21 protein-coding genes are annotated in these 22,067 nt (G+C 60.1%); 20 read left to right on the top strand and 1 reads right to left on the bottom strand.

Annotated features, from left to right (window positions below):
* The first annotated feature begins 72 nt into the window (after positions 1–72).
* The 8 genes from HEP69_RS15345 (at position 73) to HEP69_RS15310 (ending at position 5,862) form a co-directional block, all read left to right on the top strand.
* Entirely contained in the window at positions 73–441 is a 369-nt protein-coding gene (locus tag HEP69_RS15345) for a hypothetical protein (RefSeq protein WP_290559397.1), read from the top strand.
* 135 nt (positions 442–576) lie between these two features.
* Positions 577–1,809, top strand: a complete 1,233-nt coding sequence (gene istA, locus HEP69_RS15340; protein ID WP_290559410.1) for an IS21 family transposase — start codon at positions 577–579, stop codon at positions 1,807–1,809.
* The gene (istB, locus tag HEP69_RS15335; RefSeq protein WP_290559396.1) at positions 1,806–2,648 is read left to right on the top strand and encodes an IS21-like element helper ATPase IstB; all 843 of its coding nucleotides are present in this window, start codon (positions 1,806–1,808) and stop codon (positions 2,646–2,648) included. Before istA ends, istB begins: the two co-directional genes overlap by 4 nt.
* Positions 2,649–2,720: 72 nt before the next feature.
* Complete coding sequence (locus HEP69_RS15330; RefSeq protein ID WP_290559395.1) at positions 2,721–3,035, top strand: rhomboid family intramembrane serine protease; 315 nt, start codon at positions 2,721–2,723, stop codon at positions 3,033–3,035.
* Between the two features lie 436 nt (positions 3,036–3,471).
* Positions 3,472–3,639, top strand: a complete 168-nt coding sequence (locus tag HEP69_RS15325) for a hypothetical protein (RefSeq protein WP_290559394.1) — start codon at positions 3,472–3,474, stop codon at positions 3,637–3,639.
* A gap of 45 nt (positions 3,640–3,684) precedes the next feature.
* Entirely contained in the window at positions 3,685–3,990 is a 306-nt protein-coding gene (locus tag HEP69_RS15320) for a helix-turn-helix transcriptional regulator (RefSeq protein ID WP_037240913.1), read from the top strand.
* Complete coding sequence (locus tag HEP69_RS15315; RefSeq protein WP_290559393.1) at positions 3,987–4,877, top strand: reverse transcriptase family protein; 891 nt, start codon at positions 3,987–3,989, stop codon at positions 4,875–4,877. Before HEP69_RS15320 ends, HEP69_RS15315 begins: the two co-directional genes overlap by 4 nt.
* A 19-nt stretch (positions 4,878–4,896) precedes the next feature.
* Positions 4,897–5,862 (top strand): toll/interleukin-1 receptor domain-containing protein, encoded by a 966-nt coding sequence (locus HEP69_RS15310; protein WP_290559392.1) that lies wholly within the window; start codon positions 4,897–4,899, stop codon positions 5,860–5,862.
* Between the two features lie 49 nt (positions 5,863–5,911).
* On the opposite strand, the gene HEP69_RS15305 is transcribed toward HEP69_RS15310, so the two are convergent.
* Positions 5,912–6,418, bottom strand: coding sequence for a hypothetical protein (locus HEP69_RS15305; RefSeq protein WP_139267177.1), 507 nt, complete (start codon positions 6,416–6,418; stop codon positions 5,912–5,914).
* A 914-nt stretch (positions 6,419–7,332) separates the two neighbouring features.
* Here HEP69_RS15305 and HEP69_RS15300 point away from each other — a divergent pair.
* The 12 genes from HEP69_RS15300 to HEP69_RS15245 all read left to right on the top strand — a co-directional run bounded on the left by HEP69_RS15300 (position 7,333) and on the right by HEP69_RS15245 (position 21,923).
* The gene (locus tag HEP69_RS15300; RefSeq protein ID WP_290559391.1) at positions 7,333–8,262 is read left to right on the top strand and encodes a DUF2493 domain-containing protein; all 930 of its coding nucleotides are present in this window, start codon (positions 7,333–7,335) and stop codon (positions 8,260–8,262) included.
* A 154-nt stretch (positions 8,263–8,416) separates the two neighbouring features.
* Entirely contained in the window at positions 8,417–9,571 is a 1,155-nt protein-coding gene (locus HEP69_RS15295) for an SH3 domain-containing protein (RefSeq protein ID WP_290559390.1), read from the top strand.
* Positions 9,572–9,928: 357 nt separating this feature from the next.
* The gene (locus tag HEP69_RS15290) at positions 9,929–10,135 is read left to right on the top strand and encodes a hypothetical protein (protein WP_290559389.1); all 207 of its coding nucleotides are present in this window, start codon (positions 9,929–9,931) and stop codon (positions 10,133–10,135) included.
* A gap of 561 nt (positions 10,136–10,696) precedes the next feature.
* Entirely contained in the window at positions 10,697–11,278 is a 582-nt protein-coding gene (locus HEP69_RS15285; protein ID WP_290559388.1) for a helix-turn-helix domain-containing protein, read from the top strand.
* Entirely contained in the window at positions 11,265–13,598 is a 2,334-nt protein-coding gene (locus tag HEP69_RS15280; protein WP_290559387.1) for a relaxase/mobilization nuclease domain-containing protein, read from the top strand. Before HEP69_RS15285 ends, HEP69_RS15280 begins: the two co-directional genes overlap by 14 nt.
* 8 nt (positions 13,599–13,606) lie before the next feature.
* Complete coding sequence (locus tag HEP69_RS15275) at positions 13,607–15,610, top strand: type IV secretory system conjugative DNA transfer family protein (protein WP_290559386.1); 2,004 nt, start codon at positions 13,607–13,609, stop codon at positions 15,608–15,610.
* A 383-nt stretch (positions 15,611–15,993) separates the two neighbouring features.
* Positions 15,994–17,169 (top strand): ABC-three component system protein, encoded by a 1,176-nt coding sequence (locus HEP69_RS15270; RefSeq protein WP_290559385.1) that lies wholly within the window; start codon positions 15,994–15,996, stop codon positions 17,167–17,169.
* Positions 17,166–17,669, top strand: coding sequence for an ABC-three component system middle component 5 (locus HEP69_RS15265; RefSeq protein WP_290559384.1), 504 nt, complete (start codon positions 17,166–17,168; stop codon positions 17,667–17,669). The genes HEP69_RS15270 and HEP69_RS15265 overlap by 4 nt, the downstream gene beginning before the upstream one ends.
* A gap of 1 nt (position 17,670) precedes the next feature.
* On the top strand, positions 17,671–19,581 hold the full coding sequence (locus tag HEP69_RS15260) for an AAA family ATPase (RefSeq protein WP_290559383.1): 1,911 nt from the start codon (positions 17,671–17,673) through the stop codon (positions 19,579–19,581).
* 44 nt (positions 19,582–19,625) lie between these two features.
* On the top strand, positions 19,626–20,021 hold the full coding sequence (locus tag HEP69_RS15255) for a transposase (protein ID WP_290559382.1): 396 nt from the start codon (positions 19,626–19,628) through the stop codon (positions 20,019–20,021).
* On the top strand, positions 20,018–20,365 hold the full coding sequence (gene tnpB, locus HEP69_RS15250; RefSeq protein ID WP_290559381.1) for an IS66 family insertion sequence element accessory protein TnpB: 348 nt from the start codon (positions 20,018–20,020) through the stop codon (positions 20,363–20,365). Before HEP69_RS15255 ends, tnpB begins: the two co-directional genes overlap by 4 nt.
* A 58-nt stretch (positions 20,366–20,423) precedes the next feature.
* Positions 20,424–21,923, top strand: a complete 1,500-nt coding sequence (locus tag HEP69_RS15245) for an IS66 family transposase (protein ID WP_290559380.1) — start codon at positions 20,424–20,426, stop codon at positions 21,921–21,923.
* The last annotated feature ends 144 nt before the right edge of the window (positions 21,924–22,067 follow it).

Here is a 22,067-nt window from a genome sequence, read left to right as displayed (position 1 = left end):
CGCGGCCATTTTTTTGGCTTGGGCTGTGACCAAGTTGGCCGCCCCGAACTCAGTTGCAGGCGGCGGCATCCAGTGCAGCGCGCGAAAACCATTGAAGGCGCTGTGGTGACGTCTACTGTCGCCAACATGATGAACCGGGATCACATGCGCGCTTTCTTGCGGCGCGGCGCAACGCTTGCAGCTTTTTTCGCGCTGCTCTGGGCGGTTCAGGTTGTCAATTGGATCACCGGCTACGGCCTGAACCCGGCCTTCGGCCTGATCCCCCGGCACGTAAGCGGATTGGATGGTGTCATCGCCATGCCCCTCCTGCATGGGAGCTTCTCGCACCTGATGGCCAATACGCCGCCGCTCCTGGTGATGGGTGGGCTGCTGGTGGCTACGACCACGCGGGCCTTGCTGCCGGTGAACGCCGTGGTGATCGGCTGTAACCGCCGGACGTAATCTCCCCGAAACCGCCGTTTGAATTTTCCCCGGACGTGAGCGTCAGGGCCAATTCCGAACTTCATGTATTCGGAATTGGTGCTGGCGCGGGACATAGGCCTGATGCTCCGAACGGAGAGCGACAGGGGCAGGCAGGTGAAGAGACTGAGGGAGATCGTCTTGATCCAGAATTTGAAGAACCAGGGTCTCAGCATCACCGCGATCGCGCGGAAGGTTGGCTGTGACCGGAAGACGGTGCGGAAGTATCTCGAGCGAGGGTTGGAGGCGCCGATTTATGGCCCGCGCCAGCCGCGTGCGCGTGTGATTGAGCCCTATGAACGCTACCTGCACGATCGGGTTCTGGCCTTTCCCGATCTCAGCGGCGCGCGGCTTCTGCGCGAGATCCGGGAGCTGGGCTATGAGGGCGGCTATACGGCGGTGACGGACTTCCTGCGTGAGGTGCGCCCGGCGCGGCAGGTCCGGTTCGAGCGGCGGTTCGAGACCCCACCCGGCAAGCAGGCGCAGGTCGACTTCGCGGAGTTCACGGTGGAGTTTGCAGATGAGCCCGGTGTGGTTCGCAAGGTCTGGCTGTTCTCACTGGTGCTGGGTCACAGCCGCTGGCTCTGGGGCCGCTTCGTCGCCAGCCAGAACCTGCAATCGGTGCTGCGCTGCCATATCGCGGCCTTCGCAGCGCTCGGCGGCGTGCCGGAGGAGATCCTCTATGACCGGATGAAGACTGCGGTGATCGGCGAAGACGAGGCCGGAGTGGTCACCTACAACGCCGCGCTGGTTGCGTTGTTGAACCACTACGGCGCGGTGCCGCGGGCTTGCCTGCCGTATCGAGCCAAGACCAAGGGCAAGGTCGAGCGTCCCTTCCGCTATATCCGTCAGGACTTCTTCCTGGCCCGCACATTCCGCAACATCGACGACCTCAATGCTCAGTTCGAGGCTTGGCGGATGAAGGTCGCCAATCCCCGGGTCCATGCCACGACCCGACGCGTGGTGGACGCGGCCTTCGCCGACGAGCAGCCCAGCCTGAAGCCGCTCCCGGCGATCCCTTACAGCGCCGTGCTGACGGTCGAGCGTCGGGTGAGCAAGGAGGGGATGATCTCGGTCGGCGGGAACTTCTATTCCGTGCCCGACACCACCCGCCGCCGGACACTTGAGGTCCAGCATCACGCCGAGGAGCTTCGGATCTTCGAGGACGGGCAGTTGATCGCGCGCCATCCGGTTCTGGAAGGCAAGGCCTGCCGCCGTGTCGATCCCGCTCATCGCAAGGCTCCGCCGAGAAGGCCATCCCCGGCATCTTCGCCGCAGGGGCTGCGCCGCCCGCTCGACTTCTATGGTGCGGTCGGCCGACGCCTGGCAGCCGAGGGAGCGCGGTCATGAGCGATCTTCTCGACCGCATTCGCGGCGCCCTGGTCGGCCTGAGGATGCCGCGGGCTCTGGAGGCGCTCGACCACACGGTGCAACAGCTCGAAAAGGGCGAGATCACCGCCATCGAAGCCATCGACGGGCTGCTCAGCGAAGAATATGCGACCCGCGAGACGCGCCGGATCGACGTCGCCCTGCGCACGGCGAAGCTGCTGCCGGTCAAAACGCTCGAAGGCTTCGACTTCCGCTTCCAGCCTTCGCTCGACCGGGAGCGGATCGCGGCGCTGGCCCAGCTCGACTTCATCCGGCGCGCCGAGGTTGTCCACTTCCTCGGGCCGCCCGGCACCGGCAAGAGCCACCTGGCAACGGCGCTCGGCGTCGCGGCCGTCAAGGCCGGGCGAAGCGTCTACCGCGCCACGCTTGCGGAACTGATTACGGCGCTGAACCAAGCCGAACGCGAGGGCCGGCTGGCCGATAAGATCCGCTTCTACGCCCGAGCCGCGCTGCTCATCGTCGACGAGATCGGCTACCTGCCGATCACCACCGGCGGTGCCAACCTGTTCTTCCAACTGGTCAACGCCCGCTACGAAAAGGGGGCCATGATCCTGACCTCGAACCGCGGCTTCGCGGAGTGGGGCGAGGTGTTCGGCGATCCCGTCGTCGCCACTGCCCTGCTCGATCGGCTCCTGCACCATGCCGTCGTCATCCAGATCGAGGGCGCCAGCTATCGGCTACGCGCTCATGCCGATCTCATTCCCGAGCACGTCCGTGCGAACGCGCCTATCGCGCCGCCGCCGCCTCCAAAGCGCCGAGGACGCCCACCGAAGTATCAGAACGGAGGCGCCGATCACTGAAGCCGGCTGATCGCCGCAACCGCCGTAGTGGGGAATTTTACTTCGGCACTTTTGGGGAAAATTTAGACGGCGTTGACAATCGGCCTCGGCGGCGGTCTTGTCTGGCTGTTCGGAAGCTCGGCCATCCATATCGGCGCGTCAGGGCTCGTCTTCGGCTGGTTTGGCTTCCTCGTCGCGCGCGGCCTCGTGGATCGCTCACTGATCACGCTGGGCGCGGCACTGGTGGTCGGTTTGCTCTACGGCTCCATTCTCTGGGGCGTTCTTCCGGGCCAACCTGGCGTCTCGTGGGAGGCGCATCTCTTCGGCGCCATCGCGGGCGCGGCCGCGGCGTTACTGGTCCGAACGCATGTACATGCGCCGCGCCTCGGCGGCGTCGATCTGGACTGAAGCAATGCACTCGGCCAAAACCGGACATCGGTGACGGATACAGCGAAGGTCCGGAAGCGACCTTCTTGGACTTTCAGGGCCTCGATCACGGCGTCTTCGTTCGTAACGGTGTCCCTTAGGGAAGTTGCAAAAAAAATCGCCTACAGCGATCTTGTATCGCGCAAGGAAGATCCTATCTATGTCTTATCGGTATGCCGGGCTTCGGTTCGGTTCGGAATAAAATCGCTGTACTTAGGGTCGGTTCACCGATCCGTGGAGGGGCTAGTTCCCTCTGACGCCTACCCCCCAAGCGGCCCCTGTGGCGGCGGCGGGGCGGCGGCCCCCCGGGCGACCCCGGGGGGCCAGCATAAGGGATAAGGACGGTCTCTCCGTTCCTCGCGCTGGTGGCGACAGCCTTCCGCAATCCTGCGGCAGGGCCAGCAGAGGAGGCCATAACATGGCTTACGACACCGACGAGATCAGCCAGCGTGGGACACGCGAGACAAAACGGAAGCGCAAGCCGACGTGGAAGTCTCGCCTGTTAAAGGGCGCATTCTGGGTAGCCTGGGGGATGGGGAAACTCTTTGACCTCATCGAATGGCTGTCCCGGTTGGCCGGCGACTAACCGCGCGACCCTTAATGTTCGCATTTGGCGAAAGGAGGACCGAGAATGCTAGGTGAAGCACTGAGATTGATCCGGGTCTTCCATGACCTGAAACAGAACGAGTTGGCGGAACGCCTCGATATTTCCCAATCGCACCTTTCTGATATCGAACGATGCCGGAAAGTGCCAAGTCAGGAAATCGTTGCACGATACGCCGAAGAGTTTGATCTGCCAGTCAGTTCGATCTGGTTTTTTGACGAGAAGCTGACAGAAGGCACGACGCCGGGCGCTATCGAGAAAGCGCGTGGGGTTGTCGCTGACAAGATACTTGATTTTCTGAGGATGATCGAGCGGAAGCGAGCGTCATCATGACGAAGCGCCGCGACAAGTCCTACGCCCTCGATCAATGTGCCCTCTATCGGTGCAGCACACGCAAAAAGTTGTTCAAACTATTACAGACCAGTTCCGAGAAGTTTGCTGAGTTGAAGGCCGCACCCGATCTCTACAAGCCTCTGCGCAAGAAGAAAAAAGACGGAACATTCCGTCCTGTCCTTGCACCACGAGGCGATCTAAAGCGTATTCAACGGCGGATCGGAGAGTTGCTGCTGCGGGTGAAAACTCCGGACTACCTGATGTCGCCAGTGCGCGGTCGCTCGAACATCGACAATGCCGCACGGCATCGCGGTGCAGCAGCGTTCCATCTTCTCGACATCGAAGATTTCTATCCGAGCTGCACAGCCAGCAAGGTAGCATGGTTCTTTGGAAAATATCTTGGGTGCCCTCCCGACGTAGTGAAGGTCCTCCTTGATCTTACAACGCTGAACGGGGTTCTGCCAGCCGGAAGCCCTGCCAGCCCATCGCTGGCCTTTTGGGCCTACGCTGACATGTGGGACGAGATTGATCAGCTGACCCGTGATGCCGGATGTCAGGTTAGCGTGTATGTCGATGACATAACAGTTTCTGGGCAAAACGTTCCCGGGGTGCTGGTTCATGCGATCAAGGAGCGGCTTGCTCACCATGGTCACAGCTTCAAAGCGTCAAAGGAAATCGGTCAGATTAATGCGCCGGTAGTCGTAACGGGCGTGGTGGTGCGAGATCAAACGCTTCTCATGCCAAACGTTCAGCACCTAGAACGTCATAAACTTAGGGCAGAGATCGCGAAAATTCCCGAGGGATACGAGAAGGCTAAGAAGATGGCCTCTCTCATGGGGCGTGAAGGCACCGAGCAGCAAATCCTGGCGCGCAACCAGGCTCACTGATTTTCAATGATGGGTTAACATGACGACGGTTTTCTTTTCCTACTGCCACGCTGACGAGGCACTACGAGACCAGCTGGAACGCCAGCTCAGAATCCTTCAGCGTCAAGGCCTGATAGAGACCTGGCACGACCGCCGGATTGAGGCGGGGCAGGACTTCGCCGGTGAGATCGACGCGCACATTGAAGCCGATGAGATCATCCTGCTGCTGGTAAGCCCGGATTTTCTAAACTCTGACTATTGTTATGAGATCGAGATGACTCGTGCGCTGGAACGGCATAAGGTGGGAGAGGCCATCGTGATCCCGGTCATTCTGCGCGATTGCCTCTGGCATGGCGCACCCTTCGGCAAGCTGATGGCCACGCCAACGGACGGTCGTCCGGTCACGCAATGGCCGGACATCGACCATGCGTTCCGTCTCGTCGCCGAAGCCGTTCAGGCGGCAGCAAAGCGCATCGGTAGTCCACAATCGGTCACCAAGCAGTCAGCGGCACCTGCCATCATCCAAAACACGCGGTCAGTCAACAGATCGACACCGGCTCAAGTGATCCGGTCAAGTAATCTGCGGGTGGCCAAAACGTTCACAGACCGTGATCGTGATGCTTTCCAGACCGAGGCGTTTGAGTTCATGGCAAAATATTTCGAGAACTCGCTTTCTGAATTGTCGGCTCGCAATCCCGAGATTGACGGGTCGTTCCGCAGGCTTGACGCAAATCGCTTCAGCGCTGTTGCCTACCATAACGGTCAGTCTGCTAGCCGCTGCACCGTGTTCATGGGGGGGCGGCATATGGGGGGCATTGCTTACACTGCGACCGAAAATGCAGACACCAACGGGTTCAATGAGAACCTAACCGTCGAGGCCGATGAGCAAACCCTGTATCTGCGGAGTATGGGGATGGCACACTTTGGCCAAAACAGAGACCAGAAGCTGACGTTCGAGGGTGCGGCAGAAACTTATTGGCAGATGTTTGTGAAGCCACTTCAGTAACCGCATCAGCAACTTTACGGGTGTCTGGTTTTGTTTGACGATGCTTCCATCAAGGTTGCGAAACCTTCTTGGCAGAATGGCGGAAGATCACGGGCGCGAGACCAGTCTCGGGATCATTTTCGTTGAGGACAATTTTCCAGGACCTAAATACTGCTTCGATGGGTGATCTGTCGGGTTTAGTACCTGCCAGTGGACAGTTGATCTTGTTCCTCATAGGCCCTCGGGACTGAAATGCGCATAAGCCAAAGGCACCGTTCCACATGACGATGTCGCCAATTTCAGGTGAGGCGTAGCTTCCCACTTGGATATCTCCAGCGGGGTCGAGCACCAGTTTCCAGTCTTGGCCATACGAGAGGCAGAGGTCAGGTCTGTGATCTACATAGTGAATACTGAATAGGTCGTCGCCTTGGCCATTCAGTGTCGCGAAGCCAAGGTCTTCATCGAGTTTTACAACAAGCATGGCGAGTTCTGCCCCTCTGCCAAAGTTACAGAGACCGATTTCTCCCACTTCCAAGTCGGCCATTGGCTTGAGATTTGTTGAGAACAGAACTTCCATGATACTACGTTACTTTCTATTTACATGCGGCATCTTGAGTCGATTCTTGAGACCAATTCATCCTACTGGCCGAACGCACGTAGAGAGAACTGACATAGTGCGAATGGTAGCCGACCAACTAACAATGCGTGGCTTACCACCTACCCTCTATTGCCCCTATATCTCACGCCAATGTCTCGGCGGCTAGGTCTGATTCAGCGGATCCAAATCCTCGAGCGTGCGCCGTGTGAGAGGAGGTTGCCAGGTACTTGCGTTAAACAGACTCGCGCAGATCGCAACGAATGACCACAATTCGCCCATCACGTCGAATGCTTGGAAAAGTAATCCTTATAGTCGGCAGCGGCGTCGTCAGCACATCAACCTTGGGCTAAGCCTTGCGGCCTCCCCAGCTCGGCTTCGCGTGTCGCAGGGGAGAACGGCCCTTCGGTCCGTCGCGCATTCGGCCATGCGGCCTCACCGCGGCGTCGCACCCAGGCCCCCGGTTTGCCCGCCTCGCGAGCACGTCCGTCCCCGGCCGCTCCGCCGGATTGCGCTCTGGTCTGTTTTGGCCCGAGGCCAAAACGATCCCGCCGCTCCATCCGTCTCCCGCGTCCGGTCAGGCCGTTTGCCTGCTCGGGTCGGGCAAACCTACCGTCAAAACACACACACATGAGCGCGGAAGCATATCCTCCGGATGGCCCCCAAATCAGCCCGCGTCAAGGATCGCAAAACTTTTCGGCGAGGGCGGCGCCAGTGGTGCTGGGCGGTCCTGTGGGTGAGACCGCGCATGTGTCGGGTGCAGCGCTCGGAAAACTTTTGCGCCCGGCAAGCCGGCGGCTGCGCCGTCCCTGACCCGGGCAGATTCGGAAACCAGGCATTCGGCCATGCCCCCACACTCACGTGGTGGCCTTGGAACCGAACACTGGAGACCAGACATGGCTTACGACACCGCAAACACCTACGAGACCATCGAACTTTTCGGGCTGACCGAGAAGGACGCGCAGCTGCCGATCCCCGAGGATCACATCCTGACCGACCGCATTATCCGCGAATGCTTCGAGGCTTTGCTCGGTCAGCTGCGCGGGACTGGGCTTGAAGCCGAAATCGAACCGCTGGCCCATGGGCTCGCCACGATCCTGCAGCGCCGCAAGGTGGCGCTTGGCAAGGAGGTCGACCGCACCGCCGACAAGATCGGTGCGCTGGCAAAATCCCACGACGGATCGGAGATCGCCGAGACCGCGCTCGAAGAGGCGCAGGCGCGCTTTCTGCAGCTGCGCGAGGTTGTCAGCGCCATCGAGGTGATGAGCGAGGCGGCGGCGGAATGCTACGAGATCGAGACGGGCCACGCCTTCATCCCGGCCGCCGGCTCGCGCGCAAGCGTCCGGGCGCAGGAGACCGGAGCGGTCTTCGAGGCGCGGCAGCTCCTCGAGCAGCACGACCGTGAAACCGCCGAGAAGTCAAAAGTCGAGGGGGTTCCCCTGATCGTCTCAGGCGCCACCGACTGGACCGATGTTGATGTGGTCTTCAACACGCTCGACAAGGTTCGCGAGCGGATCAAGCAGAACCGCAATCAGGAGATCTTCCTCTGCCACAAGGGTGGCAAGCATGGGGCGGAGATGATTGCGGCTCGGTGGGCCCGGGCACGCGGGATAGCACAGGCGCGCTTTGATCCGCGCTGGTCCGCGCACGGGCGGGCGGCACCGTTCAAGTGCAATGACGAAATGCTGGACGACAAGTTCGCGGCGACGGGGGTTGTTCTCTTCGGTGGCAACGGGGTCGCGCTGAACCTCGGGCAGAAGGCGGAAGCGAAAGGCCTGACGGTCATGCGGGTCGCGGACCCGGCGAAGAAGACTGCGGAGAAGTGAGATTTGAGGGTCGCCTTCGGGCGGCCCTTTCGTTGTTTTCACAGATGTGTGTGGACCTCGGCGGTGTCGCAGTGTGCTCCAGCAATGGGCTCCGACAGGCTTGGTGATCGCAATCCGGCCAATCTAGTTTCGGGAATGGCTGGATGGTATCTCGATGCAATCACAGCTTAATGTGGCCGTGCGGCAGAAGACATCTGTTGCGCAACTCAACAACCGCCCAGGTTTTTCCTCGATGCCTTTTTCCCCGGAACGCACCAAAGAGATTCAATCACGCATTGATGCGCGCTTGCGATCCGGGCAGGCAAACGATTGGGAGATGTCTTTTCTCACGAACATGGCTGAACGGTTTCAGCGGTATGGGACGCAGACGCGCTTGAGCAAAGCGCAGTATGCCAGCCTTCACAAAGTCCTGAAACTGGAACGGGAAAAACCGTCCCAGACAAGGTCATCTGCCGACGACAGAGTCACTCAGCCAGCACCAAAGCGCAGTGCCAGAAACGTTCAGGCGAGACCTCGTCCGATCTCCGTGACGCGCGCGATCAATGCACCTCGGCGTGCCGTGCGCAAGGCTCAACGCCAAATCATGGTGCCGTTGGTGGTCGCTGTCGGATTCTTCGCATTGGTTGGATCATTGTTTGAATCATCAAACTCGCGATCCACACCCTACAGTCCGCCAGCAATTCCCTCATCGCAAACTGCCGACACCGCTTACGTCTATGTGACACGGACACGTGTCAATCAACGTGCTGGGCCGTCTACTTCCAATGCCGTTGTGGGTGTATTGAGCGAGGGTGCCCGCGTCGCAAAGCTTCGCGAAGAAGGGCAGTGGACGCAAATTCGATTCAACTTTGGTACGGGCTGGATGGCTACCAGTTTCCTGTCGTCGGTCGCGCCGCCTACAGAGCAACTCGCCTCGCAGGATCGGTCGCCTCGCGCCAGCGATGTGCGGATCATTGATGGTGATACGATCGATGTTCGAGGCATGACAGCGAACGTGCGTCTCGTCGGGTTTAACGCGCCTGAGACATGGAGACCCTCCTGCACCGCAGAGCGTGAGGTTGGGGAGCGCGCGACCGCGCGTCTAGGTCAATTGGTGCGGGGTGCGGCGTCAATTGAATTCGAACGCGTTGCCTGTTCCTGTCGGCCCGGGACAGAGGGCACGGATCAATGCAATTTCGGGCGGTTCTGCGGCTCGTTGTTCGTTGACGGTCGGGACGTGGGTAGCACGCTCATTGCGGAAGGTCTGGCCGTGCCGTACCGATGTGGCCGCACCAGCTGTCCCCCACGCCCTCAACCCTGGTGCCGATAGCAAACGCGCCCAACCGACACAGACGATGGATCTTCGCGCGCGGCGGAACGCTGAGCCGCCGTATCGCGAGCGTGACGGATCGTTATCCAGATGCATTGGATCAGAACGAACCAGGCCATCTTCGGTCATGATCGACGAGTTCGATGGCGGCTTCAAAGTGGTGGCACAAATTCGGGTCTCTCCTTTTTGCTCATAGATGTGGATCGCACGGGGTCGGCCCAATCGTGCCCTGCGCTTCGCTCCTGCAAGCACAAATACGGCTTCCACGGCGGGCCGCGGACCCTCCGCATTTTCGCTTGCGACCGGGCCTCTTGCCCCCGTGCCGGGTGATCCCCATCGCAACAAGGAGTAACCCAAATGACCAACCACTACGTCGCCACCGTCCCCGTCAAGTTCACCGACACCGATGGCCAGGAGCGCACCCGCTTCCAACGCGTGGGTGCGATGTTCCGCAACACTCGCAACGGGGACGGCTCGGAGTTCTTCAGCCTCAAGCTCGACTTCCCGGTCGCGGTCTCGGAGCTGGTGATGTTCCCGCCGAGTTCGAAAGATCCCCAGGACTAAATCCTCTGACGAGGATGGGCCGCCCCAGGATGATCTTGGGGCGGCCCGATCCCTGTTCCAGGGATGCCGTGTCCGGCGGTCAGATCGCCCGAGGCGACTTCACGAAGTTGCCGGTCGCTGCGCATTCATCAGACGCACCTCCCCCCGGAATGATCAGGTAGCGACAGACCGGCCAGTCAGCCTCAAGGGGGCCATCCACAAAAACCTATCGGCCAGGGCCTCCCGGTTTTTGCGGCAGAGATTTGGGCACCCAAATCTGGCCCTCCTTGACCCTGCCTGTCCGCCCTGTCGGTGGGGTTTGCGCCCGCCCGCGGTTCCGTCCGAACACTTGGCGTTCGGCCAGACCCTCGGGCGGGGCTGGCGGACGGGACCCCTAGGACAGGTGGGTCGCCCGGTGGTGAGGGCGGCAGAGCCGCGTCCCTGCGGGCCGCGGGGGAAGCGGACACCAAGGCTGCCTGAGCCTGAATGCGACGTAAGTATATAATTGACAGCTAGGTATATTATCGTAAGGTAGGGGCAGCCTTGGTGGAAGGTGGCAGGAAATAGGGGGTCTTTCTTCGCATGTCGCGCTCAAAACGTCTCACAGATGCGGACCGCATGGAGATCGTTCGCGAAGCTGCGGAAGGCATTTCCACTTCAGTGCTGGCGGAACGGTTTGGCGTGTCGGTGCGGGCGATTCAGTACACGCTCAAAGCTGATGCCGAGCGCCAGACGGATGCCGCGATCCCGGTCTTAGCGGTCAGTGTGAAGGTTACGGCTGCGGAGCTTGCGGCGCTCGACGAGGTGTTGGCCGAAGCCGGGATCGAGAGCCGGGCCGAGGGGCTGCGGCGGCTCATTCAGACGGCAGGCGGGGTGTTCGTTCCGGACGCGCAGATGGCAGCAGAGATGGCGCGCTATCGCGCCTCGCTGCACGAGGTCGGCAATGGGGTCGCGCAGATCGCCAAGCAGATGGCGCAGGCCAACCGGCAGGGGCAGGGGGCTGGCCCGGAGTTTACCGAATTGCGCCTTGCGCAGATGCGCGGGCTGGCGCGGTTCATCCTGGATTCTGCTGACGAGATCGATCTGCTTCTGCGCCGCCGTCGTGACGTGATGCAGCTGCAGGCCACGGCCGCGCTGAGGGAGTTTGCGCATGCGGCTGAATGATGCCGTCCATGCCGTCACGGGCGAGGTCTTCCGGGATGGCTGGAGCCGCGTTCGGGGCTCAATGCAGGGGCTACATGTCGCCAAGCAGACCCAGCTCATGCGCGCGGCTGCGGGGCATCGGCCAGCGGTCTTCAAGGCGATCCGGGGCGGGGGTACGCATACCAAATCGCAGCTCGCAAACCAGCTCGATTACCTCACCACCAAGTCTACCCATATCGTCGACAGTAGCGGGTTCCTCGATGGCAAGGCGAAGCTCGAGGCGGGTGACATCAAGGACCTCACCGAGCGCTTTGCCAAGCGGTGGGATGCGGGCTTCAAGCCCAAGCTGGGCCAGACCACCCACATGCTCATGTCGTTCCCCATCGGCACGCGTGGGGAGGATGTGCGCGACATCGCGACGGATGTGGCCGAGCGGTTCTTCCAGACCGACGCGGGGCATTTCGACTACATCATCGCGGTGCATGAGGACCGCGATCACCCGCATGCGCATCTGGTGCTGAACCGCCGCTCGCAGGAAGGCGAGTTCTTCTTTCTGGGGCGCAACCACCGTTTCAACTATGACGATTTCCGCCTCGCCATGGCCGAGGAGGCGGAGAAGTACGGCGTGCGGCTGGAAGCCACGCGCCGGGTGGATCGCGGGGCTGTACATTACCCAGCCCGGACCAGCGAGGTCTACGCCGCGAAAGAAGAGGGTCGCGCGCCCCGCGAGCGCGAACGCGTGGGGCAGGACCTGACCCGGACGCTGGCGGAGATCGCCAACACCAGAACCGTTTACCATTCGCTTGCTGCGGAGGCCTCCCGGGAGGCCCGCGAGGATATTGCCGCAGCACTCTTCCGCGCGGGCGAGGTGCTGGCGCATGGCGGACAGATGGACCGAACAGGAGATGTGTATATGGCCGAGGATCAAAGCTTCGAGGATCTGAGAAGCCTCTATGCGGAAAAGCTCGCGCGAGTGCAGGGCATGATCGCCGAGAAGCCCGATGCCGAGCGGCCCGCGCTGGAGAAAAGCCTCACCGCCATCCAGGCGCACGTCCAGCACATGCAGCCCTTGGGGCTGCGATCATCCACGCTGTCAGAGACCCCCTCGGAGGGCGGGATCTATTCCGAAGCCAATATCGACGCCAGCCAGCGCGAGCGACTGGCCGAGCCCGACCTGAGATCGCGCATTGACGCGGCACTACGGGGCACCGGGATCAGCACAACGGAAGTGGTGGCCCGGATCGAGACGGGCGCCTCAAATGCAGCGCTCGAGCATCAATGGATCGCCAATGATCTCTCCAAGGTGGCCGAGGCTCGCGATCTGAATCTTGAGCGCCGCGCTGATCTTGAACAGGCGCGCGACATCCTGAATGACGTGCATGTCGAACTTGGCACTCTGTTGGAACGGGAGAACGTGCTGCGCCGGGATGGTGTCGTGGAAGCGGAACCGGTCAGCGAGCGGTTCCATTATCATGAGGGCGCGGTCCGGGCGATGGAAGGGACAATCCGTCAGGAGATGCGCGCAGACGGCCAGACAGCGCAGCAGATCGAGGACCGGGACTGGGAGGTTGTCTCGCGGGCGGAGCGCCGGATCGAGACCGAGCAGCGCGCGTATCTCGCAGCACACCCGGACCTGCTTGCACGCCCGGGCGATGTGATCGACCGGTCTGAGCCCTATAGGGAGACCATCACCGATGCGGCCCGCGCCAGTGAGATTGTCCGCGAGGTCGACCGGATCATGGAGGCACGCGACCACCGCATGCCCGTTGCAGATGCTGTCGCGGATGACTTGCGCGCGCGCTATCCGGACATGCCGTCCCACCTCGCCCGTGGGCTTGGAGCGACCTATGCCGCCGTCGTCGAGACACGGGACACGGAGGTCATCAATCAGGTCCGCCGCGAAACCGAGATGCGCGACGGGCTTGGGTCTGGCACGCGCGACGCACTCCTCGCAGCCCGCGGTGAAACTGCGCCGCAGTCTGACCGTGCCGACCGCCTTGCAGACGAGATTGCGCGTGTTCTGGACCATGAGCGGGCGGGGGAGTTGTCCGCGCCCTTCGAGACCGAGGTGGAGCGGGACGCCTTCCGTGGCGAGATCGCGCGGGTGCTGGACATTCGCCAACTCGAGCGGCTCACATCCGGCGATGCCGATGCGCTGGACAAGGTTCTCGAGGACCGCCTCGACCGGCTCTATGTCGCCAAGGTCTACCTGCAATCGGATGCCGCGACGGCCAACACGGAGGCCTTGCGCCAGGTGGTCGATGATCTGGCCGACACCGAATATGAAAAACACCGCGCGACAGACGTGGATGGCGAGACCGAGCGGGGTCAGGTCCATTGAGCGCCTCCATGGGAAAAGCGCGGATCGCGACCGGCGTCCTGCTTGTGACGCTGGTGACCGGGGCCATGGGCTATACTATCGCCTCGGCGGTGCTGACCTACCAGGATCTCGGCTTCGGGGCCGAGATCGATTTTGCCTATATCGCGCAGAACTATCTGGCGATCCTCGATCGCCGCCCAGAGGACGCGCAACTTATTCACCTGATCATCGGCAGCTTCGCCGCCGCCGGGCTGATGCTGAGCCTCGCCCTCTCGGGGTCCGCCCTGACACGCTTTGGCCAGACCCATTGGCAGACCGCGCGCGAGATGAAGGCCAATGGGTTCTTCGGGGCGCCAGGGACCGGGTTCATCCTCGGCAAGCTGGGGACGCCGGGCTCCCGCGCCAATTACATTTGCTCGAAGGTTTTCCCCCATGCGCTGATCGTGGCCCCCACGGGCCGCGGCAAGACCACGGGCTTTGTCATTCCGAACCTGCTGACCTGGCAAGGCTCTGCCGTGACGCTCGATGTGAAGGGCGAATGTTTCGAGGCCACGGCCCGGCACCGCGCAACCCAAGGCGACAAGGTCTATCGCTTTGCCCCCACCGATTGGGAGGGCAAGCGCACGCATCGCTACAACCCGCTCTTGCGCATCTTTGAGCTGAAAGACCCCGCCCGCCAGCAGATGGAATTGCAGCTCCTCGCGACGCTCTTCCTGCAGAGCGACAACGACCGGGTGCAGGGCCTCCTTAAGGGCGGGATCGATCTCTTCGTGGCGGCAGGCCTGCTGGCCTTCCAGCGCAAGCGCCCCACCTTGGGCGAGATTTACCGCATCGCGGCCTCCGGAGGGAACAAGCAGAAGGAGTATTTCGCGCGGGGCCATGAAGTCGACAACAGGGCGGCCAAGCTGATCTTTACGCGGCTCGCGTCCACCAACAACGACACGCTGACCTCCTACGTCTCGCTCCTGATGACCTCGGGGCTCGACCAATGGCAGAACCCGGCCATAGACGAGGCAACGGCGGTGTCGGACTTCGATTTCCGGACGATCCGCAAGAAACCCTTTTCGGTCTATCTCGTGGTCCAGCCGCTGATGGTGAAGCCGCTCGCGCCGCTGATCCGGCTGTTTTTCTCCGACCTGCTCTCGGCCATGCAGGAAAAGGATCCCGGGCCGGATGAACCCTGGCCGGTGATGATCATGCTCGACGAGTTCAACCGTCTCGGCAAGATGCCCATCGTGGTCGAGAGCATCGAGACCCTGCGCACCTATCGCGGGCATTTGGCCGTGGTCACCCAAACCATCCCCGCCCTCGATGAAATCTACGGCGAGAACACCCGCCGCGCCCTGCAAGGCAATGCCGGTGTGAAGCTCTATCTGACGCCCTCCGATGAAAAGACTGTCGAGGAGCTGAGCAAGGCGGTCGGTAAGACCACGAAGACCGTCATCACGCGATCCCAGTCCATCGGCAAGAACCCCTTCGAGGGCCGTAGCCAGTCCACTCGGACTGAAGAGAGCTCGTTGTTGCCTGAAGATGAAGCGCGCCGCCTACCGCTCGATGAGATCGTCATGGTGATCGACGCGCAAATGCCGGTCCGAGCCAAACGGATCCAGTATTTTGACGACCGGCTCTTCAAGGCGATCCACGCGGCGCAATCAGGCGAGTTGCCGTTTCCGAAGCCGGGGGGAGGGGGATCGCAGGGCACGCTGCCGCTGAGTGTGCGCGCCATGCCGATGACGCCGCCTGCGAGTGGACCAGGTGGACGTGACGCCGTTGTGGCGACCGCACGCCAAGCTGCGAGCAGCGGTCCATTCTCAGGACAAAACGACGGCATTCCAAAGAAGACCGCGCCCATCGTTCAAGCTGTGATCGCCCAGGAACAGCGCCAGATGGAGATGGATTTCGAAAGCCAGATCGCGTATGCCGAGGCTGAAAGCGTTGTTGATGAGGCGCAGATGCGCTCTGCTGTCGATGGCTTAGACGACATGGAAGCGATGCTGCGAGAGGAGGATGGCGAAAAGTTGGTTGCTCGATAGGGTGGCAAGGATGGCATGTCTTTTGGGCAGTCGAGATGGTGACCTTCGCTCTAGATATAGGGTGATCGTATCAAATGATGAAAAGCAGTCCTTCATATCCGTCGCGGCTACATTCCAGTTCTTTGCAAGAAAAGTATCTCTCTTATGCGCCGGTGTTTTTGCTCATCGCATTGGCACGTGAATGGCCGGCATACCAATAAAAGTGCTGCGCGAAAATTTACCGTACCAATTGTGCGGAGTGGTGTCTTGATTTTGGGATCGTTGGTCGCGGTGCCGCCAGTCAGCTTAAAGGTGTGGACCACATATCCGCGATGCGGCATATTCCAATAAAATCAATTTGGGGTACCGGCTGCCCTCAAAAAGAAGCGACGAGGCAGTAACGATTGGGCGAAACGGTATTCAAACAAATCCATAGTGCTACTGATGCGATCATCGACATCGTGTTTGTCCACGGATTGTCCGGTGATGCCCATTCGACATGGGACTGTGGCGGGGACAACGGTTTTTGGCCTAAATGGCTCACTGAGGATATCGGCCCATGCAACGCCTATTGCTTAGGCTATGGCGCGGCTGTTTTCGAAAAGTGGGCCAAGAAAGAGATGGATATGTTCGAGCGTGCTGACAACGTTCTCGAACAATTTGCCGGTCAAGGGCTAGGGAAACGCCCACTGGTGTTCGTTACTCACAGTCTTGGGGGAATTCTTGCCAAGATGATCCTGCGAGCGTCCGTGGACGCTGACGACGCGGATTGGGTATCCGTATCAATTGCAACCAAACTCGTGATTTTCCTATCAACACCGCACATTGGTGCGTCCATTGCCAATATCGTGGATGCTGTACCAGGTGCCTCAAAGCACATCAAACTCTTGGGCAATGAGACCGGTATGCTGGAGGATCTCAACAAGGCTTATCGCAAGTTCTGCGCCGCGAACGGCGATCACGTGACAAAGGTCTACTACGAGAAACACACCACCTACAAAGCGGTCCTCGTCGTCTCAAGAGAGTCCGCCGACCCCGGGATCCCCGGTGCCAATCCTGTGGCCGTCGATCGAGATCACATTTCGATTTGCAAGCCCAAAGATCGCGACGATGTCGTGTATCGTGGAATCAAACGTCATATCGAAAGGACCCAAAGCAACGTGACGCCAGCAAAAGGCACGATGGCCTTTGTTGACTATGGCTCAAAATCTGACCGAGACCGTCGTGATCTACTGCAGAAGCTGATTGATGCTGACCGAGAGGCGGAATACGACTATGCCAATGATGCCCAGAACAAGTTCGCGCGTGGCTACGCAAAGACGGGATTGTATACTGCCGCGAAAGAAGACCACGATGCGCTGTTGGCTGAAATCGAGACACGGTTTGTGACTCACGTTTTCCATCCCCATATCTGCAAAGGTGCGACCGAAGATGTGGTGCGAACAGCCCTTCAGGACAACGTTCTCGATCCCCTGACTGCCAAGTGTTTTGGCGAGACGAAGTTTCCGGCCTCTGCGGTCCTGTCCGGTTTGTATTTTTTGACTGAACAATGCCATATTCGGTGGGATAAACCGGTATGAGTGCGCGGCTTTGGTACTCTCAATTTGATGTCTATGATTGTATCCGACGTGTGGGTGGATTGCTGTTGGAATGGCGGCGACCGGTTCATCTTGAGCGGCTCTATATTCTGGACTTCTTTTTTGCCAACGCGCCCTTGCTCCACCGAGTCACCATGACGGCTGATGTCAGAAGTGCGTTCCGCGATCTGGCAATTCCAAAACCAGATAAGGTCTTTTTGTCCTACCCCGCCTCACCTCTTCTCTTTCATCAGATGGAGAGCGCGCAAACATCAGCTCTGCGCGCCCTTGCTGGCAAAGGCCTTCTGAACATTGAGAGCTTTGCAGACAAATCTGCCGAGCTAAGCACACTTGGATCGTCTCTATTTGGAGACATCACGAACCGCATCGATAGTGCGCAAGAGATCGCTTTGGCTCGCTTTCTCGTTAATCATTATTCAGCTAGCCATGACAACGGTATGGGCAGCCTGCGTTCGAGCTGCGGATTGCGCAGGAGTGTCTGACATGGCCGATCGTTATCTCCAGATCAACCGACTCCGCATCATGCGACGGGGCCACGCTGCCTACGACCAGAAATTCCATGTCGGCGTCAATATTATCCGCGGTGAGAATGGTTCTGGTAAATCTACGATCGCCGACTTCATCTTCTTCGTTCTGGGCGGAGAGTTTGATGATTGGAAGGACGTGGCCAGTCGATGTGACGAGGTTCAAGCTGAGATTGAGACGCCAAAGGGCAAACTGGTTCTGAAACGGGCCACCTCGTCTGCCCAACAGCCGGTTGCAGTCTTTTTTGGGGGCTTCGAAGATGCCTCAAAAAGTGCTTTGGACAGATGGGAGACCTTCCCGCTCCGGCGCTCTGGAAGCAAGGAAAGCTTTTCCCAGGTTATGTTCCGGTCGCTCGGAATCCCCGAGGCCCAGAGTGATGGCGCGTCCAACATTACGATGCATCAGCTCTTGCGGCTCTGTTATTCTGATCAACGCACCCCAGCAATGCGAATATTCAGATACGAGTCATTCGATACCCAAAGCATTCGTGAGGCTGTTGGCGATTTGATCTGCGGTATCAGTGGATACGAGCTCTACGAACTTGGATTGGAAATTCGCAACAAAGAGAAAGCGTTCTCAAAGATCGATGCCAAGCTCTCTAGCCTTTTGGGTGCCCTTAAGCTGGAAAATGCGCTCGCAACTCCGGCCTCAATCAATGCCAAGCTTCAAGAACTGACAGATGAGAAAGCACGTTTGCACGCTGAGATTCGGGACGTTGATAGTTATGTCGATACGGGAGAAGTCGGCGTTTTCTTGTCCGATCGGAAGACAGCTCGGACTCGTTTGTCAAGACAACGCGATGCTATCACCGCCCTCGAGGGCGACATTAGCGAAGCAGAATTTGAGCTCAGGGAAATTGTCCAGTTTCAAGGTTTTCTCGAAGAGCAAACAGCGAAGCTGGCTGCCGCGCAGCTGTCTTTTGACGTTGTAGGCGCAATCGCTTTCAGCCACTGTCCGGCCTGCGGCAAAGAAATTCTGGCTCCGGACGTCGAAGGTCAATGTCATGTCTGCAAGGAGAATCTGGACCCAGACATTGAAAAGGCGCGTTACAATCAGATCAGACTTGATCTAGAAATTCAGTCGCGCGAAACGAACCAACTGTTAAGCCAAAAAAGTGGATCTCTGGGCGAAAAGCTGGCTGAAATTAGAAAAATGCGCAGCGAGCACAAGCGCGACCTTACGCAGTACCAGGTCAAATATTCCGGTCCCAATGGGCCACGGGAGGCGTTTTTAGCAGCACGCACCAATCGTATTGGTCACATCGATGCGGAAGAGGCCTATCTGCTGTCAAACTTGCAAGTTGCTGAAGATATTGAAGCGCTGAGTGCAGAGAAAGCGTCTGTACAGAAGGAATTGGACATCAACAATGCGCGCGCGGCAGCGTTGCGCACGGCGGCAGGCAAAAGGCGGACAGTGGCGCTATCCAGTGTATCGAGGATCGCCGCGGCGATCCTGAGATCAGATCTTCCAAGACAAGATGAATTTATTGCGGCGCAGGACGTTTCGGTTAACTTCAAAAATGATGCAAACTCTGTGGATGGTACTTATAATTTCGCGGAAAGTAGCAATGTCTTTCTCAAGAATGCGACAATTTTTGCTTTGTTTCTCGCCGCCATGAAGGATGATACGTTTTACCATCCGAGGTTCCTTTTATTTGACAACATCGAGGACAAGGGGATGCAGGAGGAACGCAGCCATCTCTTTCAAAAGCTGATCGTTGAATATGCAACAGCCTTTGAGGCACCGTTCCAGATTATTTTCACAACGTCGATGATGAACCCTGAGTTAGAGCTCGAGGACTACGTTGTGGGCCCAGCCTATACGCATGAAAACCGCTCTCTTGACTTGGGTATCCCAGTCGCCAAGTAACCGTCCGGTCTGACCGCACTGCCGCGTTCTGAGAGTGCGGGATAGTGTCCACCATTGATAGTGGACACTATGGTGATGTCGTGGCGCGTCGGACGAAGCGGCTGTGGACGGACGAGGAGAAGCGGTTGATCTGCTTCCAGACGGCTGCGCCGGGTGTTTCGGTGGCCCAGGTAGCCCGGCGCTACGCGGTGAACGCGAACCTGATCTTCAAGTGGCTGCGCGATCCCCGTTATGCGCCGGACCCCGCCTCGGTTGCGCCCCCAGCAGAGGAGGCGCGGTTTCTGCCCGTAGAGATCGTCGCGGAGTCCAAGTCTACCCCGGCGGCACCTGCCGCCGAGAACTACATCGAGATCGAGCTGGCGGGCGGTCACCGGATGCGGATCAGCGGCAGCTATGATCCTGAGGCGCTGGCGCGGCTGATCCGGGGCCTGACAGCGTGATCCCGGTTCCAGCCAACACGCGGGTCTGGCTGGCGGCGGGCGTTACCGACATGCGCAAGGGCTTTGCAGCCTTGGCGGCGCAGGCCGAGGCCGTGCTGAAGCAGGACCCGTTTGCCGGACATCTCTTCGTCTTCCGGGGCCGAAGGGGTGACCTTGTGAAGGTCATCTGGTGGGATGGTCAGGGTGCCTGCATGTTCCTGAAGCGCCTCGAGCGAGGTCGGTTCGTCTGGCCCTCGGCGAAGGAGGGGAAGGTGGCGCTGACGCCTGCACAACTGTCGATGCTGCTGGAAGGCATCGACTGGCGGGCGCCGGAACGGACGTGGCGGCCTCTGGCGGCGGGATAATCTGTGGACCTCGCAATCAATGATTCCCACAGGGAATACAGCGGGATAAACTTCCCGCATGCTCGATCGGACGCTGACCTTGCCGGAAGACCCCGAGGAGCTGCGCAGCTTCACCGCGCGGCTGCTGGAAGAGGTAAAGGCGCAGGCGATCCTGATTGAGAAGCTCCGGCATCAGCTGGCGGGGCATCGGGCGCACCGGTTCGGAGCGTCGTCAGAGACGGCGGAGCAACTGCAACTCGCCCTCGAGACCAGCGAGATTGCCGCCGCTGCGATGACGGCGCGCATGAAGCTGCCGGACATCGAGGAGAAGGACCGTCCCAAGCGCCGCCCGATCCCGGACCACATCCCGCGGATGGAGGTCGAACTGACGCCCGGCGCCGACACTTGCGCCGATTGCGGCGGCCGTCTGCGCCGGATCGGGGAGGATGTCACCGAGGAGTTGGAGTATGTCCCCGGCCGCTTCATTGTGAACCGTATCGTCCGGCCGCGCCTGACCTGCGCCTGCTGCGAACGCTTCGTCCAGGCACCGCTGCCCTCTCGCCCCATCGAGCGCGGCCGTCCGGGGCCGGGCTTGCTCGCTCATGTGCTGGTCAGCAAATACGCCGACCACTTGCCGCTCTACCGCGAGAGCCAGATCTTCGAGCGTGAAGGGCTCGACCTGGATCGTTCGACCCTCGCCGATTGGGTTGGCAAATCTGCGGCTCTGCTTGAGCCCCTGGCCGATGCCATCGGTCGCCATGTCCTATCGGCCGAGGCGATCTTCGCGGATGACACGCCCGTCAGCATGCTGGCCCCCGGCACCGGCAAGACCCAGACCGCTCGGCTCTGGACCTATGCCCGCGACGAACGCCCTTGGGGCAGCACCGCACCACCGGCTGCTTGGTATCGCTTCTCCGGTGACCGTAAGGGTCTGCACCCGAAGGATCACCTCGCCCGCTATCGCGGCTGGATGCATGCCGACGGTTATGCTGGCTTCGAGGACCTCTATCGTTCCGGGGCGATCCGCGAGGTTGCCTGCATGGCGCATGTCCGGCGCAAGTTCGTCGACATCCACCGATCCCAGGGCTCCCCGATCGCCGAAGAGGCCATCGGCAGGATCGCCCAACTCTATGCCGTCGAGAGAGAGGCCCGAGGTTCGCCACCTGATGTGCGGGCCGAGCTTCGCAACGCACATGCGGCACCGGTATTCGACGACCTGGAGGCTTGGCTGGCCCTGCAACTCACCACGATCTCGGGCAAATCCCCGCTCGCGGCTGCCATCCGCTATGCCCTGACCCGCATGGAACGCCTGCGCCCCTATCTCGACCACGGCAACTTGGAACTCGACAATAATCCGGCCGAACGCGGAATGCGCGCCATCGCCTTGGGTCGCAAGAACTACCTCTTCGTCGGCTCAGAGGCGGGCGGCAAGGCAGCCGCCATCGCCTACACCCTGATCGAAACGGCCAAGCTCAACGCCGTCGATCCACTCGCCTGGCTCGCTGACACCCTGGCCCGCATCCCCGACTACAAGATCACAAAGGTCGACGACCTGCTGCCCTGGCGATGGAACGGGTAGCGGTCAGGCCGGACGGTTACGTCGCCAAAGCTTAAGTTTTATGCTTTTCGCAGCCACATCGTTGTCGGTTGCCGCAGCTGAGTCCTGCTGCAATTACATAGCAACGTAAGAGCTAATGACCAAATAAGACGCTGAACGCGCGGC

It is taken from the genome of Aestuariivita sp. (genome assembly GCF_021404545.1).
Lineage (GTDB): Bacteria > Pseudomonadota > Alphaproteobacteria > Rhodobacterales > Rhodobacteraceae > Aestuariivita.
The sequence above is the reverse complement of the archived record's forward strand: the minus strand, read 5'-3'. Positions and strand labels throughout refer to the sequence as shown.

What these genes read in the sequence shown, in the direction of transcription:
- HEP69_RS15245 (WP_290559380.1), top strand. Translation starts at nt 20,424, where the DNA reads ATGCTCGATCGGACGCTGACCTTGCCGGAAGACCCCGAGGAGCTGCGC.
- HEP69_RS15280 (WP_290559387.1), top strand. Translation starts at nt 11,265, where the DNA reads ATGCGGCTGAATGATGCCGTCCATGCCGTCACGGGCGAGGTCTTCCGG.
- HEP69_RS15305 (WP_139267177.1), bottom strand. Translation starts at nt 6,418, where the DNA reads ATGGAAGTTCTGTTCTCAACAAATCTCAAGCCAATGGCCGACTTGGAA.
- HEP69_RS15315 (WP_290559393.1), top strand. Translation starts at nt 3,987, where the DNA reads ATGACGAAGCGCCGCGACAAGTCCTACGCCCTCGATCAATGTGCCCTC.
- HEP69_RS15295 (WP_290559390.1), top strand. Translation starts at nt 8,417, where the DNA reads ATGCAATCACAGCTTAATGTGGCCGTGCGGCAGAAGACATCTGTTGCG.
- HEP69_RS15290 (WP_290559389.1), top strand. Translation starts at nt 9,929, where the DNA reads ATGACCAACCACTACGTCGCCACCGTCCCCGTCAAGTTCACCGACACC.
- HEP69_RS15260 (WP_290559383.1), top strand. Translation starts at nt 17,671, where the DNA reads ATGGCCGATCGTTATCTCCAGATCAACCGACTCCGCATCATGCGACGG.
- HEP69_RS15275 (WP_290559386.1), top strand. Translation starts at nt 13,607, where the DNA reads ATGGGAAAAGCGCGGATCGCGACCGGCGTCCTGCTTGTGACGCTGGTG.
- istB (WP_290559396.1), top strand. Translation starts at nt 1,806, where the DNA reads ATGAGCGATCTTCTCGACCGCATTCGCGGCGCCCTGGTCGGCCTGAGG.
- HEP69_RS15300 (WP_290559391.1), top strand. Translation starts at nt 7,333, where the DNA reads ATGGCTTACGACACCGCAAACACCTACGAGACCATCGAACTTTTCGGG.
- HEP69_RS15265 (WP_290559384.1), top strand. Translation starts at nt 17,166, where the DNA reads ATGAGTGCGCGGCTTTGGTACTCTCAATTTGATGTCTATGATTGTATC.
- HEP69_RS15310 (WP_290559392.1), top strand. Translation starts at nt 4,897, where the DNA reads ATGACGACGGTTTTCTTTTCCTACTGCCACGCTGACGAGGCACTACGA.
- HEP69_RS15285 (WP_290559388.1), top strand. Translation starts at nt 10,697, where the DNA reads ATGTCGCGCTCAAAACGTCTCACAGATGCGGACCGCATGGAGATCGTT.
- HEP69_RS15325 (WP_290559394.1), top strand. Translation starts at nt 3,472, where the DNA reads ATGGCTTACGACACCGACGAGATCAGCCAGCGTGGGACACGCGAGACA.
- HEP69_RS15320 (WP_037240913.1), top strand. Translation starts at nt 3,685, where the DNA reads ATGCTAGGTGAAGCACTGAGATTGATCCGGGTCTTCCATGACCTGAAA.